Annotated in this window: 12 protein-coding genes; 9 read left to right on the forward strand and 3 right to left on the reverse strand. The window is 71.4% G+C overall.

Annotated elements, in window-relative coordinates; genetic code table 11:
* Nucleotides 1-2: 2 nt before the first annotated feature.
* Genes MFF58_RS12545 through MFF58_RS12555 form a run of 3 tightly spaced genes read right to left on the reverse strand, consistent with a single transcriptional unit; the run spans nt 3 to nt 2,373 of the window.
* Nucleotides 3-959, reverse strand: coding sequence for an amino acid--[acyl-carrier-protein] ligase (locus MFF58_RS12545; RefSeq protein ID WP_238287771.1), 957 nt, complete (start codon nt 957-959; stop codon nt 3-5).
* Nucleotides 959-2,122 carry an acyl-CoA dehydrogenase family protein gene (locus MFF58_RS12550; RefSeq protein WP_238287773.1) on the reverse strand — a complete coding sequence of 388 codons (1,164 nt, stop codon included), beginning with the start codon at nt 2,120-2,122 and terminating at the stop codon, nt 959-961. The genes MFF58_RS12545 and MFF58_RS12550 overlap by 1 nt, the downstream gene beginning before the upstream one ends.
* Nucleotides 2,119-2,373 carry an acyl carrier protein gene (locus MFF58_RS12555; protein WP_238287774.1) on the reverse strand — a complete coding sequence of 85 codons (255 nt, stop codon included), beginning with the start codon at nt 2,371-2,373 and terminating at the stop codon, nt 2,119-2,121. Before MFF58_RS12555 ends, MFF58_RS12550 begins: the two co-directional genes overlap by 4 nt.
* Before the next feature lie 386 nt (nt 2,374-2,759).
* Here MFF58_RS12555 and MFF58_RS12560 point away from each other — a divergent pair, with 386 nt between their 5' ends.
* The 9 genes from MFF58_RS12560 to MFF58_RS12600 all read left to right on the forward strand — a co-directional run bounded on the left by MFF58_RS12560 (nt 2,760) and on the right by MFF58_RS12600 (nt 15,394).
* Entirely contained in the window at nt 2,760-3,848 is a 1,089-nt protein-coding gene (locus tag MFF58_RS12560; RefSeq protein WP_238287775.1) for an acyltransferase family protein, read from the forward strand.
* Between the two features lie 360 nt (nt 3,849-4,208).
* Nucleotides 4,209-5,378 (forward strand): glycosyltransferase, encoded by a 1,170-nt coding sequence (locus tag MFF58_RS12565; RefSeq protein WP_238287777.1) that lies wholly within the window; start codon nt 4,209-4,211, stop codon nt 5,376-5,378.
* Nucleotides 5,379-5,383: 5 nt separating this feature from the next.
* Complete coding sequence (locus MFF58_RS12570; protein ID WP_238287779.1) at nt 5,384-7,585, forward strand: GumC family protein; 2,202 nt, start codon at nt 5,384-5,386, stop codon at nt 7,583-7,585.
* Nucleotides 7,582-8,808 carry a glycosyltransferase gene (locus MFF58_RS12575; protein WP_238287780.1) on the forward strand — a complete coding sequence of 409 codons (1,227 nt, stop codon included), beginning with the start codon at nt 7,582-7,584 and terminating at the stop codon, nt 8,806-8,808. The genes MFF58_RS12570 and MFF58_RS12575 overlap by 4 nt, the downstream gene beginning before the upstream one ends.
* Nucleotides 8,809-8,852: 44 nt before the next feature.
* Nucleotides 8,853-9,989, forward strand: coding sequence for a glycosyltransferase family 4 protein (locus MFF58_RS12580; protein ID WP_238287781.1), 1,137 nt, complete (start codon nt 8,853-8,855; stop codon nt 9,987-9,989).
* Nucleotides 9,970-11,217, forward strand: a complete 1,248-nt coding sequence (locus MFF58_RS12585) for a glycosyltransferase family 4 protein (RefSeq protein ID WP_238287783.1) — start codon at nt 9,970-9,972, stop codon at nt 11,215-11,217. The genes MFF58_RS12580 and MFF58_RS12585 overlap by 20 nt, the downstream gene beginning before the upstream one ends.
* A gap of 110 nt (nt 11,218-11,327) precedes the next feature.
* Entirely contained in the window at nt 11,328-12,551 is a 1,224-nt protein-coding gene (locus MFF58_RS12590) for a glycosyltransferase family 4 protein (RefSeq protein WP_373323341.1), read from the forward strand.
* The gene (locus MFF58_RS12595; protein ID WP_238287786.1) at nt 12,548-14,071 is read left to right on the forward strand and encodes a lipopolysaccharide biosynthesis protein; all 1,524 of its coding nucleotides are present in this window, start codon (nt 12,548-12,550) and stop codon (nt 14,069-14,071) included. The genes MFF58_RS12590 and MFF58_RS12595 overlap by 4 nt, the downstream gene beginning before the upstream one ends.
* 51 nt (nt 14,072-14,122) lie before the next feature.
* Nucleotides 14,123-15,394, forward strand: coding sequence for an O-antigen ligase family protein (locus MFF58_RS12600; protein WP_238287787.1), 1,272 nt, complete (start codon nt 14,123-14,125; stop codon nt 15,392-15,394).
* Nucleotides 15,395-15,422 lie beyond the last annotated feature (28 nt).

Consider the following 15,422-nt stretch of genomic DNA (forward strand, 5'->3'; position numbering starts at 1 on the left):
CCTCAGCCCCACAGCGCGGTGCGGACCGCCGCGGGCCATGCGGCGAGGTCGAGGCCGTGATGGCGCAGGAGCGCCAGGGTGATCCGCTCCAGCCCGAAGCCGACGCAGGCCGTGTGGGCGACGCCGCCATCGGCCTGGCGCAGCTCCCAGGTGCTGCCGAAATGGTCCTGGTGGTAGTTGAAGCTGAGGCAGGCGGTCGGCTTCTCGACGCTGTTGACCGGCACGTTGAGCTCGAACTTGAGCCCCTGCTCCCGCTGATTGTTGGCGAGCATCCGGCCGGCCCGCCCGAAGAACGGGTCGTTGGCCACGTCGATGGCCAGCGGCAGGCCGAGGTCGCGCATCATGGCGGTGCCGCGCTCGAGCCACGATTCGCGGAACGCCAGAACCTGCTCGGGGCTGCCCATCCGGACGTACTCGCGCATCCGGAACAGCTGCATCCGTGTCGGCTCCAGCGAGGGCTCGCGCCGGAAGCAGTAGGATTGCAGGTCGAACAGGCGCCCCTCGGCCGGCAGCGCGCCCCGGGCGGCGGCCACGGGATACAGTGGGTAGCAGGCGGCGGGCGTCAGGACGATGTCGCTGGCCTCCTGCTGCCCCGTCCAGTCACGCCCGGCCTCGACGCAGGCGAGGATCTCGGCGTGGCCCGCGGAGTCGCCGCAGAAGCTGTGGACGGTACCGGCGAGGTTCGGGAAGCCCTTGAGGTAGCCGCTCCGCTCGAAGGCCGGCCGGCTCATGCCGGGCGGAAAGCGCATCACCTCGGCACCGTCCGCCGCGCCGAGGCGGGTGATCAGCCGGTCGAGGGCATCGACCACGCTCTCGAAGGCGCCACTGCGGCCGTACAGGCCATCGACACCGGTGCGGATCAGCAGGCCGTGGTCGAACAGGCGGTCGAGGAAAGTCGGACCGCCCGCCGCCTCGTCATCGAGCAGGGCTTCGTCGGAGGGAGAGGAGAAGGATTCCATCACGCGCTCATGAGCTGGCCGCTGCTCTTCTGCACGAGCAGGAGCTTGGCGGTGTTGGCGAGGATGCGGTCGTTGCCGATCATCAGCGGCGCCGACAGGACATCGCGGAGCGGTCGGCCGAGGCTGAAGGGCGTGTCGTTCTTGTACCCGGCGAGCCCGACGATCGAGAGCGCGCGCCGCACGATGTCCACCGCCATGTCGGAGACGGTGACCTTCAGGTTGTTGAGCATCACGCAGAAGCCGAGCGAGCCGATCGTGTCGGCGTCCCCGTGGGCATCCTCGAACCGGCGGAGCGCGGTCACGATCGTCCCGCGCATCGCCTGATGCGCGTTGGAGACCTCGGCCAGGCGCAGGGCCGTCGGCGGGACCTGTCCGGGCCGCCGCCGCGCCTCGGCCTGCACGAAGGCCCGGGCGCGATCGACGGCGTAGCTCGCGATCCCGTACCAGACGCTGCTCCAGAGCAGGTGCGACGAGGCCAGCATCGACTGCGCGGCGATCTCCGCGAAGGGTTTGGGCAGGATCTGCTCGACGGGCACGTCCCGGGCCTCCAGACGGAAGCCCTCGCTGCAGGTCCCCCGCATGCCGAGCGTGTCCCACTCCCCGGTGCGCGCCAGGGAGATCTGATCGGCCAGGAGCGCCACGAGCACCTGATCGGAGGTCGCGGCGTCCGGGTTGCGCCTCGCCGTGGCCAGGATCAGGTCGGCCTGCGCCCCGTAGGAGATCACCGACGCGTCCTTGCCGAGCGCGAAGACCTCGCCGGTCGTCTCCACCGCGCAGAGGCTGTTGCGCAGGTCGCCGCCGATGCCGGCCTCGGTGGTCGAGGAGGCCACGAGCAGCTGCTCGCGGGCGATCCGCTCCATCAGCCGGCAGTGCCACGCGCTGTCGAGGGCGTGGGTGACGAGGCTCGACACCTTGATGTGGTGCATCGCGAAGACCATCGCGGCCGCGCTGCAGGCATGGCCGAGCGTGCTGCACAGTTCCGCGATCTGCGTGAGCCCGGCTCCCTCGCCGCCGAACTGGCTCGGAATCTGTAGGCCCAGGAGGCGCTCGGCCTTCAGGGCTGCGACCGCCTCCTCGGGGAAGCGGCCCTCGCGGTCGACGGCGTCGGCGTGGCGCGCCGCCACCGCCGCCGCCCGCTCTGCGCGCGCGGCCAGGGTGCTCATGCGGCTTCCTGACGGACCAGCGTGGAGACGGCGTCACGGATCGCGCGGATCGTCGCGAAGGACTTGCGGTTCAGCAGAGCATCGGGGAACTCGACGCTGAAGCGCTCCTCCAGCGCCAGCATCAGCTGCACCGAGCCGAACGAGTCGAGGCCCATGTCGAACAGGCTGTCGTCCTCGGAAAGCTGATCGGCCTTGCCGGCGAATGCTTCGTTCGAGCCGAGGATGTCGCGGATAGCTTGCGTGATATTCAAGGCGGAACCCCTCCGTTCAATTGTCGTCACACTATTGAGCAGACAGTCCTGCCGTCAAGTGTCTATTCGTTAATAGTAAATGCGTTTGCCGCGCCCGCGGCGGAGTTAAGCAGTCCGGCTCCGATGACCTGAGCGGCGTCGGTCGGCCCACTTTGATCGCGTCGCCTTTCCAAGCACTTTCTAGCTTGGCTTTTCGATTGTCTCAGCCTGGACTTGTGGAGAAGTTCGGGACGGTCGTGGCCTAATTACCCTGTATCCGGAGTTTATAAGGACGGGTCATTTAGGAAGAATCTCGAGAGTCCGTGACTCGGCCGATGGGGATCCGGCATGGTGGCCGCGCCTTCTCCGGATCGGGCGGGCGATCACCCGCGAGCGGCCGGCGCGCCATGATTTACAACCTGCAGATCCTGCGCGCGCTGGCGGCGTACCTGGTCTTCCTGACCCATTTCGGCCCCTACGCGGCGCCGATCCTGCCGCGGCCGGATCTCTTCGCGGTCGGAGCGGCCGGCGTCGACATCTTCTTCGTCCTGTCCGGCTTCATCATGTTCATGAGCACCGCCGGGCGCCGTGAGAATGCCAGGGGATTCCTGCTGCGGCGGGCGGCGCGGGTCGTGCCGGTCTACTGGCTCGTCACCGCGGGCCTTTCCCTCATCGCGGCGACCGGCTTGAAGCCCATCGGCATCACCGAATTCCGGCCCGAATACTTGTTGCAATCCCTCCTGTTCCTGCCGTTCTCGCGTGGCGGATATATCGAGCCCCTGGTCTCCGTCGGATGGACACTCGACTACGAGATGTTTTTCTACGCAGTCTTCGCCGGTCTGCTGGGGATACCAAATCTCGCCTGGCGAGCGCTGGCCGCAGCCGCGATCTTCCTCGGGCTGGCGCTGCTCGGGCTCCTGCCGTTACCGGGGCTCTACTGGGCCTTCTACACGAAGCCCATCGTGATCGAGTTCGCGGCCGGGATCGGGCTCGGCTACGCCTATCGGCGCCTCGACGCGCTCCCGGCCGGCTTCCCGGTGCGGCGTGTGGCGGGCGCGGCCTTCGCGACCGCGGGCCTGGTCGCTCTCAGCGGTCAGCTGGTGGGCGACGCCTACGGATCCGGCGCCGAACTGACGGGCTTCGCCCGACCCCTGGTCTGGGGCTCCGCCGCGACCCTGATCGTCGGTGCCATGCTCCTCTTGGAGCGGGGCGGCGTCATGCTGCGCGCACGCTGGCTGCTCTCGCAGGGCAACGCCAGCTATTCCTTCTATCTGGTCCACAACCTGCTCTTGCACACCGCCGCGAAGATCGCCTCGGTCCTCCTGGATCCGGGCCTCCCGCGCGTCGCCCTGATCTTCGTGATCGCCTTCGCGGCCTCGGCCGCGGTCGGCGAAGGCCTGTTCCGGCATGTCGAGGCGCCCTTGAGCGCGGCCATTCGGCGCCGGTTCGACCAGCGGCCCGCGTCCGTGCCCCTGGGCGAGGCCTTGACCCCGTGACGCAATGAAAGGCCGATCCGGTCGGCCGCACGGCCGCGCCCCTCGGCGGGGGTCGGGTCGCATCCGGCCGCCGAGGCCGCGAGGCGCGGCCACCGATCGCCCGGCATGCCCGTGTATCGCCCAGGAACAGACCGATCACCCACCCCGTCGCCGGCGTTAACATTAATATTATATGGCGATTAATCCTACCTCCGCACTTTTGTTGCCAAACCAATCTTATTTCGGCTTCGAATTCCAGGTGTTGACTTCTTTTTTAGGGCTGGAAACTCTACTGGCGACCGGCACCGCCTAAATCCCAAGTTGAGACCCGCTGGACGGCGTTCTGGCTCAGGGGTTCGGCGCACCGGCGAGGAAGCTGCGATGCGCGTCGCGATTGTACACGACTGGTTGTATGTGGTCGGGGGTGCCGAGCGTGTCCTCGAGCAACTGCTCCGGATCTATCCCGGCGCGGACGTCTACGCGCTGTTCGATTTCCTGCCGGAGGCGGATCGGGCCCGGCTCGGCTACGCGCACGCCCGGACCAGCTTCCTCCAGCGCATGCCCTTCGCGCGCACGCGGCACCGGAACTACCTGCCGCTGATGCCGCTGGCGATCGAGCAGTTCGACCTCTCCGCCTACGACCTGATCATCTCCAGCAGCTACGCGGTGGCGAAGGGCGTCCTGACCGGGCCCGACCAGCTCCACATCTCCTACGTCCACTCGCCCATGCGCTACGCCTGGGACATGCAGCACACCTACCTGCGGGAGAGCGGCTGCGAGGCGGGCGCGAAGAGCCTCGTCGCCCGCTTCATCCTGCATCACATGCGCGTGTGGGACTTCCGCACGGCGGCCGGGCCGAACGCCATCGTGGCCAATTCCGCGTTCGTGGCGCGGCGCATCAAGAAGGTCTACGGCCGCACCGCCGAGGTGATCCATCCGCCCATCACGCTGTCCAGCCAGCGCTTCGACGGACCGCGCGGCAACCACTTCCTCGTCGCGAGTCGGCTCGTCCCCTACAAGAACGTCGAGGCGGTCGTGCGCGCCTTCGCGCGGCTGCCCGACCTCCAGCTCGTCGTGGCCGGCTCAGGCCCGGACGCCGCGCACCTGCGCGCGATCGCGGGACCGAACGTATCGTTCGCGGGCTTCGTCTCCGACGAGGGCTTGCGCCACCTCATGGCCACCGCCCGCGCCTTCATCTTCGCCGCGGAGGAGGATTTCGGCATCATCGTGCTCGAGGCCTCCGCGGAGGGCACGCCCGTCCTCGCGCTCGGCCGCGGCGGCGTGCGGGAGACGGTCCAGGTCCGCGGACCGCAGCGCACCGGGATGTTCTTCGACACCCCCGATCCCGAGGCCGTCGCGGCCTGCGTGCGGGGATTCATCGAGCAGGAGGACCGCTTCACCCGCGAGGCGTGCCGCGCGCAGGCCGAGATGTTCTCGGCCGACCTGTTCCGGATCCGGTTTTCCCGCTTCGTGGAGGAGCAGCTCGCCCTGCATCGGGCGGCCTGTGAGACCCGGCCGCGCATCCTGCCCCGCCTCGAAGCCGTGGGTTGAGACCGATGTCCTCCTCGCTCCTGACCGTCGATCTGGCCGACCGGTCGCCAGTCCGCCCCGCCTCGCAGGAGAAGGAGCGCGGGGGCCCCCTGGCGGCGCCCCTCGCCCGGATCTGGCGCCGCCGCGCCCTGTTCGCCGCGGTGTTCGCGACGATCTTCGGACTGGCGGTCACCGCCCTGGTGATGATCCCCCCGCAATACGTGGCGAGCGGCTCGGTCATCGTGGCGGAGGCCGAACCCGGCGCCAACAACGCCTCGATGGCCTGGATCCAGAAGATCGGCGATCCGGCCGACATCGAGAGCCAGATCCTGGTGATCCGTTCCCCCCGGCTGCTGCGGATCGCGATCGAGGGCGGCCTCGCCGCCTCCGTCCTGGCCGAATGCCGCTACGCCGCCAGCGGCGGGCGGCCCGGAACGATCTCGGAGAAGAAGGACGCGGCGTGCCTGAAGCTCACGACCGATAACAATGCCCTCGTCGAGTACCTGCAGAAGCGCTACGCCGTCACCAGCTCCGGCCGGTCCCGCATCATCACCATCGGGTACAAGTCGCCGCTGCCCGAGACGGCGCAGACGATGGCCAACGGCCTCATCAACGCCTTCCTCGAGGATCAGCGCGAAGCGCAGGCCTCCAGCCGCAAGGCCGCCGCCGACTGGCTGCACACCGAGATCGGGCAGCTCGACGAGTCGATCCGTGCGGACGAGACCCGGATCCAGACGTTCCGCCGCCGCAAGGGGCTGCTGAAGGGCGCCAGCGCACCGATCAGCGCCGAGCGCCTGACCAACATCAGCCATCAGCTCGCCAGCGCCGAGGCCGCCAAGGCCGACGCCGCCGCCCGTCTCGGCGAGATCGAGAGCCGGGGCCCCAGCGGCGCCGAGAGCGCCCCCGCGGTCCTGGCGAGCCCGACCATCGTGTCGCTGAAGCAGCAGCTCAGCGGCGTCAGCGCGCAGCTCGCCAACCAGAGCACCCTGCTGGGCGCCAACCACCCGGCGATCCGCGCTCTGACGACCGAGCGGGCGAGCCTGCGGGCGCGCATCGAGCAGGAAATCGGCAACGTCGCGCAGGGGCTGCGCAAGACCTTCGAGGCGTCGAGCACCCTCGCCCGGTCGCTGCGCGCGCAGCTCGACGCGGCCAAGACCGAGGCCGCCGCCGCCATGGACGACGAGGCCTCGATCGAGGGCATGGTGCGCAACGCGGAGATCAAGCGCACGCGCTACGCCGACCTCGTGAAGCGGACGGGCGAGCTGGAGACGGAGCGGCGCATCCTCACCGGCAGCACCCGCCTGGTCAGCCTCGCCGAGCTGCCGCAGGAGCCGTTCTCACCCAAGGCCGTGCCGCTCCTGGCGGGCGGCCTTGTCCTGGCGGGCGTGCTGGCGGCAGCGGCGGCGCTGCTGCGCGACGTGACCGACCGCCGGGTCCGCACCTCCGCGCAGCTCATGGCCGGCACCGGCGCCCCGGTCTTCGCCCAGCTGCCGTGCCTGGAGGCGCCCGGCCTCGTCGGACGCCTCTCCGACCGGCACCGGGAGCTCGACCTGCCCGACGCCCTGGAACGGGCGCGCGTGGACCCGACGATGCAGAACGTGCTGCGGAACCTGCACGCCCACTTGGTCCTGGCCGGCGGCGGTGCCTCGCGGGTCATCCTGGTGACCTCGTCGAAGCCCCGCGAAGGCAAGTCCTTCACCGCCTTCGCGATGGCCGGGGTCAGCGCCGCGAACGGGCGCCGGGTGCTGCTGATCGAGTGCGACCTCCGCCGGCCGAACTTCGAGTCGTCGCTCGGCCTCGGGCGGGGCCCGGGCCTCGGCGGGGTGCTGCGCGGCGAGATCAGCCCGGCCGAGGCGGTGGTCTCGGCCGGACGCTTCGACGTGATCCCGGCCGGGACGCCCACGCCGGACTCGACGGAGCTCCTGATGAGTTCGCGCATGGTCGATTTCCTCGCGTGGAGCCGCCGCTACGATCTCGTCCTCCTCGACACCCCGCCGACGAGCCTGCTGATGGATGCCTCGCTGCTGGCCCGGCACGTGGACGGCGTCCTCTGCTGCGCCCGCTACGGCCAGTCGCAGCTCTCCGACACGATCGAGACCGTGGCGAATCTCCGCCGGGCGGGCGGCGCCGTCCTCGGCATCGCGATGACGATGGTCCGGCCGGGACGCCAGACGACCTACGACGCGATGGCGCTCCCCGAGCCGCGCTACGCCGAGGCGGCGCGATGAGCGGCGTCCTGCCCGTCGAGACCCTCGCCGATCGCGGGCCCCTGGACGGCGCCCGCGTCGCCAGCCCCGGCCATGGCACGCACCCTCGCGTCCTGTTCGTGAGCCACACCGGTACGATGTCGGGTGCGGAGCTCGTCCTGCGCGACGCCGTGCGCCCCTGGGCGGGTTCGACGGCGCTCCTGTTCGAGGACGGAGCCTTCGCGGGCGCCCTGCGGGACCTGGGGCTGAAGGTTCGCCTCGCCCGGAGCGGCGCCGCGCTGACGGGACTGCGCCGCGACGCCTCGCCCCTGCGCGCCCTTCCGATGCTCGGTCGCCTCGGAGGCCTCGCGCTGGAGGTGGCCCGCGCGGCGCGCGCCTGCGACGTGGTCTACGCCAATTCGCAGAAGGCCTTCCTGCTCGCTTCGCTGCCGGCCCGGCTGGTCGGCCGTCCGCTCATCTGGCACCTGCACGACATCCTCGACGGCGCGCATTTCGGCCGCGCCCAGCGCCTCGTCCAGGCGCGCCTCGCGAACCTCTGCGCGGCCCGGGTGGTCGTGCCCTCGCAGGCCGCGGCGGACGCCTTCCTGCGCGCCGGCGGGCGGCCGTCCCTGGTGACCGTCGTGCCGAACGGCCTCGACCTTGACCGCGACCCCCGCCCCGCCGCGGCGTTGCGGGCCGAACTCGGCCTGCCCGCGGGTCCCCTGATCGGTGTGTTCAGCCGACTCGCGCCCTGGAAGGGGCAGGACGTGGTGCTCGAGGCGCTGGCCGAGCTCCCCGGCGTCCGGTGCATCGTGGTCGGCGCGCCGCTGTTCGGCGAGGACGCCTACGCCGCGCACCTGCGCGACCGCGCGGCGGCGCGGGGTCTCTCCGACCGGGTGCTGTTCCTCGGGCAGCGCGGGGACGTGCCCGCGCTGATGCAGGCGGTCGACGCGGTCGTGCACCCTTCGGTCGACCCCGAACCCTTCGGCCGGACCCTCGTCGAGGCGATGCTGGCCGGCGTGCCGGTCATCGCCACCGATGCGGGGGCCTCCGCGGAGATCCTCGACGGCGGCGCGGTTGGCACCCTCGTGCCGCCGCGGCGACCCGACCGCCTCGCCGCCGCCCTCGCCGAACTCTTCGACGCGCCGGACGCGTTCGTCGCGCGCACGCGCCGCGCCCGGGAGCGGGCGATCGCCCGCTACGGGGCGGCGGAAATGCAGCGCGCCCTCGCCGACCTCATCCTCCGGGTCGCCGCCCGCGCGTGAGCGGCCGGCGATCCCCTGCCATGTACGGAGCTGTCGGAGCCGCCATGCCGCGCGTCCTCGTGAACATGCCGACCCAGCATGCCGGGCGGCCGTCAGGCGTCGCGCTCGTCGCCTTCCGGGTGATCGCCGGACTGGTCGAGCGCGGCTCCGTCTCGGTCGTGCTGCGCTCGCCCTGGACCCGCGCGCAGCTTCCCGCAGCGATCCGCGACCGGATCGAGGTCGTCACCGTGGCGCGCCCGCGCATCATGCTGCTCGACGTCCTGCGCCAGGCCGTGACCGTGCCGCGGCTGTGCCGCTCCCTGAACATCGACGTGGTGCTGAACGCCGATCCCTACGGCGCCGCCTTCGGCGGGCGCGCGCGGGTGAGCGTCGTCCATGATCTCTACTTCCGGACGATGCCCGAGCGAACGCGCTCCCGGGAAGCCCGGACCACGGACCCGATCTTCCGGCTCGTCCTCGGAAACAGCGCCCGGGTCATCGCGGTCTCCGAGACGACGCGGGCCGACCTCGGGCGCCACTATCCGTTCCTGCGAGACCGGACCCGGACGGTCCCCTCCGCCGCGATGCTCGATCCCGCCGCGACCGACCCGACCTTCGCGGTCCCGGAAGGACCGTTCGTGCTGGCCGTGGGCAACGCCCTCTACAACAAGAACTTCGCGACCCTCGCACGGGCCGTCGCGGCGCTCGCGCGCCCCGGGATCGGGGTCGTCCACGTGGGCGAAGACCCGGACGAGGCGATCGCCGCCGCCCTCGGCGACGCGCCGGTCCGGCTGACCCGGCTGTCGCGGATCGGCGAGGGCCAGCTCGCGGAGCTCTACCGGCGCGCCCTGTGCCTGTGCGTGCCGTCCTTCGCGGAGGGGTTCTGCCTGCCGGTTCTGGAGGCGCAGACGCTCGGCTGTCCGGTGCTCTGCTCGGACCGGTCGGCCACCCCCGAGATCGCCGGCGCTGGCGCTCTGACCTTCGATCCCGCCGACGCCGCGTCCCTCACCGCGTGCCTCAGCCGCCTCATCGACGAGCCCGGGCTGCGGGCCTCGCTGATCGCCCGCGGCTACGAGAACGCCCGCCGGTACGATTGGGCCGAGACCGCGCGCCGCTACGAGACCCTGCTGCTCGACGCGCTCCGGGACGCCGCGCGCGAACACCCCGCCCGGGAGGTGCCGCATGCGCATCCTGCACCTTAGTTCGCTCTACCCGCCCGAGCAGGTCGGCGGCGCCGAGCTGATGGTCGAGACCCTGGCGCGCAGCCAGGCCGGCTCGGGCCACGCCGTCGCGGTCGCCTGCACGGCCCGGCAGGTCGAGGCACCGACCCTGCAGGACGGCGTCACGGTCTATCGGACCGGCTACGGGACGCCGTTCCACATCCTCGACTGGCCGGAGCGCGGGCGCCTCGACCGCCTCCGCTACAAGCTGGCGGCCCAGTGGAACCGTCACACCCTCGTCCAGATGGCGGCGGCGGTGCGGGATTTCGCGCCTGACGTGGTGAACACGCACTCGATCTCGGAGCTGTCCCCGGCCATCTGGCCGATGCTCCGGCGGCTCGGCGTGCCGGCAGTTCACACGCTGCACGACTTCACCAGCCTCTGCACCAACGGCGCGATGGCGCGCCACGGTCAGGCCTGCGACGGCCAGCACCTCAAGTGCCGGATCTACGCGGAGCCGCACCGCCGCTGCCAGCGGTCGGTCGCGGCCGTCGCGGCCGTGGGCACCGACATCCTGGAGCGGCACGTCGCGGCCGGCTTCTTCGACGCGGTTCCGGCGGCGTTGCGGCGGGTGATCTGGAACCCGATCCCGCCGGGCGCCCCGGCGATCCGCCGCCCGCGCGCGTCCGGTTCGCCGGTGACGTTCGGCTATCTCGGGCGCATCGAGCCGGCGAAGGGCACCGACGTGCTGCTCGACGCCTGTCGGCGGCTGCCGCCCCAGGGCTGGTGGCTCGCCGTGGCGGGCCGCGCCGCGGACGGGATCGACCGGTACCGCGCCCGGGCCGAGGGATTGCCCGTGTCCTTCGTGGGCTATGCGGAGCGCGACGCCTTCCTGGACACCATCGACTGCCTCGTCGTCCCGCCGATCTGGCCCGAAGCCTTCGGCCGGACTGTGGCGGAAGCCTACAGCCGAGGCGTACCGGTGATCGGGACCGCCACCGGCGGCATCGGCGAGCAGATCGGATACGGCCCCTGGCTGGTGCCGCCCGGCGATGCCCCCGCCCTCGCGGCGGCGATGGCGCGCGTCGTCGCCGAGCCCGGCCGGCTCGCCGATGGGCTCGGCCGCGCCGCGGCGGTCCGCGCCGGGACCGACCCGACGGCCGTCGCGACCGCCTACCTCGACCTCTATGCCGCGGCCCGCAGCGCGGCCAGCTCCGACCCAGCGCCCGCGCATGCTGCGCGCCAGCACCTCAGCGAGTGCCGCCCATGACCGCCTCCTCCCTTCCCCAGGCCTACGCGCGGCTTCTGCCGGGCGCGCCGACCGTCACGGGGCGCGACACACGGTTTGATGGGACGGCCCTGCGGGCCTCGACGACGCCCCTGCGGATCCTGCATCTCAGCGCCCTCTACCCGCCCTACATCGTGGGCGGTGCCGAGCGCTCGGTGGAACACCTCGCCGAGGAACTGGTCGCGGCGGGTCACACGGTGGCGGCGGCCTGCATCGCCCGGGAGCCCGAGCCCAAGAGCGTGCGCGGCGGCGTCACGGTCTACCGGATGGCGCACCACAACGATTTCTGGCTGGAGGACTGGCCCAAGGCGACCCGCGTCGAGCGGGCCTGGGCGAAGCTCAAGCAGCAGTGGAACTTCGCCATCGCGGCCGAGTTCGGCCGCGTCCTCGACGATTTCCGCCCCGACATCGTCAACACCCACTCGCTCCTCGACGTCTCGACCCTGGTCTGGCGCGAGGCGGCCAAGCGCGGGATCCCGATCGTCCACACGGTCTGTGAGTACGATCTGATCTGCGGCAACGCCGCCATGTTCAAGAACGGCAAGCCCTGCGAGCGGTGGCACCTCGGCTGCAAGGTGGTGAATGCGGGCAAGCAGATCACCAACCGGTCGGTGGACGCCGTCGTCAGCGTCGGCACCGAGATCCTGAAGACCCACGTCAATCACGGCCTGTTCACGCATCTCGCGCCGGAGCGCCGCCGGGTGATCTTCTACTCCTGTACGGTCCCCGAGGGTGACCCCGAGGCCCGCCGCCGGATCGACCGGACGGGCAAGCCCATGACGTTCGGCTATCTCGGCCGGATCAACACCGAGAAGGGGGTCGGCACGCTGGTCGACGCCTTCAAGCGGATCGGCCCCGGCGACTGGCGCTGCCTCGTGGCCGGCCACGCGATGGACGACTCGATCGAGCGCTTCAAGGCGCAGGCCGCGGGCCTGCCGGTGGAGTTCGTCGGCTGGGCCAAGCCCGCCGACTTCCTCAGCGAGATCGACGTGCTCGTGGTCCCCTCGTTCTGGGCCGAGCCCTCGCCGCGGACGATCTACGAGGCCTACACGATGGGCGTGCCGGTGATCGGCGCGGCCTCGGGCGGCATCCCCGAGCTGATCGGCGCGGACAACGCCGACTGGCTGTTCACGCCGGGCGACGATGCCGACCTCGCCGCGCGCTTGGGGTCCGTGATCGCCCGGGGCCGCCGCGGTCTCCCGGACGAGCGCAGCTTCCAGCACGTCATCCGCGAATCGACCTCGGAGCGCGTCGCCGAGAAGTATCTCGACCTCTACGCCGAACTCGTTGCCGAGCACCGGGCGGCCCGCCCGTGAGCGTGGGCGCACCAGTCCTGACCGAGGCGGCGGCGGCCGCGGAGGCCGCCGAGCGCGCGCCGGGCCTCGTCTCCGGCGCGGAGGTGACCGGCCGCTCCTTCGACGCGGCGCGGTGGGTCGCACTCGCCTCCGTGGGCAACGTCGTCCTGAGCTTCGGTGTCTTCCTCGTGCTGGCCCGGCTGATCGGGCCCGCGGAGTTCGGGATGGTGGCGATCGCCGCCGTCTTCATCGACATCCTGCAGATCGTGGCGCGCTGCGGCCTCCCGGACGCGGTGGTGCAGCGCGCCGACCTCGACGAGGATTTCGCCGCAACCGCCTTCTGGGTGATGCTCGGCACGGGTGCCCTGTGTGCGGCGGCGCTGGTGGCCGTGGCAGGGCCGATCGCCGCGATGTTCGACCTGCCGGAGTTGCGCCCCGTCCTGTGCGCGCTCTCGGCCTGCTTCGTGATCACCGCCGCCGGGGCGATCCACGAGGCGCGCCTGCAGCGCAGCTTCGGCTTCCGCAAGCTCGCCCTGCGGGCGCTCGGCTCCAACATCCTCGGCGGGGCGGCCGCCCTGGCGCTGGCAGTGTCGGGCTACGGCGTCTGGAGCCTCGTCGTGCAGCGCCTCGTCGCGGCCACGGCGACCACCCTGCTGACCTGGGCGGCGTCCCGCTGGGTGCCGGCCCGCCGCCTCGACCTCGCGGCCGCGCGGGCGCAGATCGCCTTCGGCTCCCGGGTGTTCTGCACCTACCTGCTGCTCGTCGCGGCGATCCGCAGCCAGGAGGTGATCGCCGCCTACTTCCTGTCGGCCGCCGACGTCGGATACCTCCGCCTCGCGTGGCGCTGCATCGACCTCGTCAGCCAAGTGGCGGTCATCCCCCTCACGACGGTCGGCCTGACCACCTATGCCCGCCTGCAGGATCGGCCCGCCGACCTCGCCGCGACCTTCCACGGCTTCACCGCGGCCTCGGCCTTCCTGGCGGTGCCGGCCTTCTTCGGCATGGCGGCCGTTGCGCCGACGCTGGTCCCGTTCCTGTTCGGCGACCAGTGGCACGACGCGGCGCCGGTCCTGCGGATCCTGGCGCTCCTGGCACCGGAATTCGTCGCGACCTCGATGCTGTGGATGATCTTCACGGCGCTCGGGCAGACCGGAATGGCCCTCCGGCTCGCGGGGGCGCAGTTCGCCCTCGGCGCGGCGGCGGCCGTCGTGACCGCGCCCCTGGGGCTCGCAGCCCTGGCCGCCGGGCACGTGGTGCGGGCCTACCTGTTCACGCCCTTCATCGTGGACAGGGTCGGGCGCCTTGTGCCGGTGGGCAACCGGTCCGTCTTCCGCGTGCTCACGCCGGTGACGGCCTGCGCGATCGTGATGGCCGGCCTCGTCCTGCTCGTGCAGGGGCCGATCCAGGATGCCCTCGGGGACCGGCTCGGCCTGTTCGCGTCCGTCGGGATCGGCATCCTGGCCTATGCCGGGCTCGCCCAGACCTACATGCGCGACACGGTCCGGACGGCGCTGGGCTTATTCCTGCGCCGTGCCGCCTGATCGGCACCCTCCGCCAACCTTTGCCGGTGAGACTGACGACGGGATGCGCGCGTGTTCGAATGGATCGGGGCCATGACGGGACAGGCGGTGGCGATCGAGGAGCGGGCGCCGACAGCCTCCGTCGCCGTCGACGGCGCGGCGGTGTTCCTGCTCGGGGCCGCCCTGCAGTTCAACGTGCTGACGTCCAGCTTCGGATTGCCGTTTCAGCGCCTGTCCGACCTCCTGCCCTTTCTGCTCATCCCGTGGCTCGGCCTGCGGCGCGCGGTCCTCGCGGAAGCCATGCGCAGCGTGGCGCCGCTCTCCGGGATCGTCGTCGTGATCGCGGCCTCCCTGGTGCTGAAGGCGCACATCCTCGCGGGCGACGTCTACCTGACGCTCGTGCTGCTGCTCTACGTCGTCCAGGCCTTCATCCTGCTCGTGCTCTTCCGCGACGCGCGCATCGAGAGCGCGTTCTGTGCCGGCCTGCTCGCGGGACTCCTCGGCTCCCTGGCGGTCCTGCTGCTCACCTCGACGGGCGCCTCCCTGGAGCGCTTCGGCCTCGCGGTCCCGACCGACGGCCTCGACGAGGACCTGAAGCTCTTCTTCCAGGACAAGCTGGGCGGCCTCTGGATCTCCGGGAACGAGACGGGCCACGTCTTCGCGCTGGCCGGGGCCGCGGCGCTTCTGCTGAGCCTGCGCTACCGCACGAAGGCGGTCTACCTCGTCTACTTCGCGGCCCTCCTGACCAGCTTCCCGCTGACCAACAACCGGGCCGGCCTGATCATGCCGCTCCTGTTCCTCGCCGTGCTGATGCGGCGGAACCTGAAGGCACCCGCCATCCTGACCGCGCTCGGCATCCTGGGTGCCCTGCTGGTCGCCTGGTCGGTGACGGGGGAGATCCCCCTGCCGGGGACCCTGTCGCAGGCGATCGAGCGACGTTTCGCGGAGGACACCAACGTCTCCAGCAACGTCGACGAGCGGTTCCTGTCAGGAATCTCCGCCCTCCAGCTCGTCGTCGCGTATCCGTTCGGCGTCGGCGAGGTCGCCCGCCGCTCCGGACTCCAGGCGCTCACCGGCCTGGTGACGCCGCACAACGGGTTCGTCTCCCTCGCGCTCCAGAGCGGACTCGCGACGCTCCTGCTGCTCGTCGCCGGGCTGGTGCGGATCCTCCTGGCGCCCGGCGCCGCCGGTCCGCTGCTGACCTACACCGCGCTGTTCCTCATCCCGTCGCTGATGTTCGAGGAGCTCTCGGTCAATCAGTACGTCCTGTTCTTCATGGCGCTCGTCGTCGCGTCGCTGGCGATCGCGCGCGAACCCGGAGCCCTGCGCACCGGACCGGGCTGACGGGGGCAAGCCTGGGCAGAGCAAAGCC

It is taken from the genome of Methylobacterium longum, assembly GCF_022179385.1.
Classification (GTDB): Bacteria; Pseudomonadota; Alphaproteobacteria; order Rhizobiales; family Beijerinckiaceae; genus Methylobacterium; species Methylobacterium longum.

Coding starts and splice junctions, on each gene's coding strand:
- MFF58_RS12580 (WP_238287781.1), top strand. CDS start 8,853: ATGCCGCGCGTCCTCGTGAACATGCCGACCCAGCATGCCGGGCGGCCG.
- MFF58_RS12560 (WP_238287775.1), top strand. CDS start 2,760: ATGATTTACAACCTGCAGATCCTGCGCGCGCTGGCGGCGTACCTGGTC.
- MFF58_RS12545 (WP_238287771.1), bottom strand. CDS start 959: ATGGAATCCTTCTCCTCTCCCTCCGACGAAGCCCTGCTCGATGACGAG.
- MFF58_RS12585 (WP_238287783.1), top strand. CDS start 9,970: ATGCGCATCCTGCACCTTAGTTCGCTCTACCCGCCCGAGCAGGTCGGC.
- MFF58_RS12550 (WP_238287773.1), bottom strand. CDS start 2,122: ATGAGCACCCTGGCCGCGCGCGCAGAGCGGGCGGCGGCGGTGGCGGCG.
- MFF58_RS12570 (WP_238287779.1), top strand. CDS start 5,384: ATGTCCTCCTCGCTCCTGACCGTCGATCTGGCCGACCGGTCGCCAGTC.
- MFF58_RS12565 (WP_238287777.1), top strand. CDS start 4,209: ATGCGCGTCGCGATTGTACACGACTGGTTGTATGTGGTCGGGGGTGCC.
- MFF58_RS12575 (WP_238287780.1), top strand. CDS start 7,582: ATGAGCGGCGTCCTGCCCGTCGAGACCCTCGCCGATCGCGGGCCCCTG.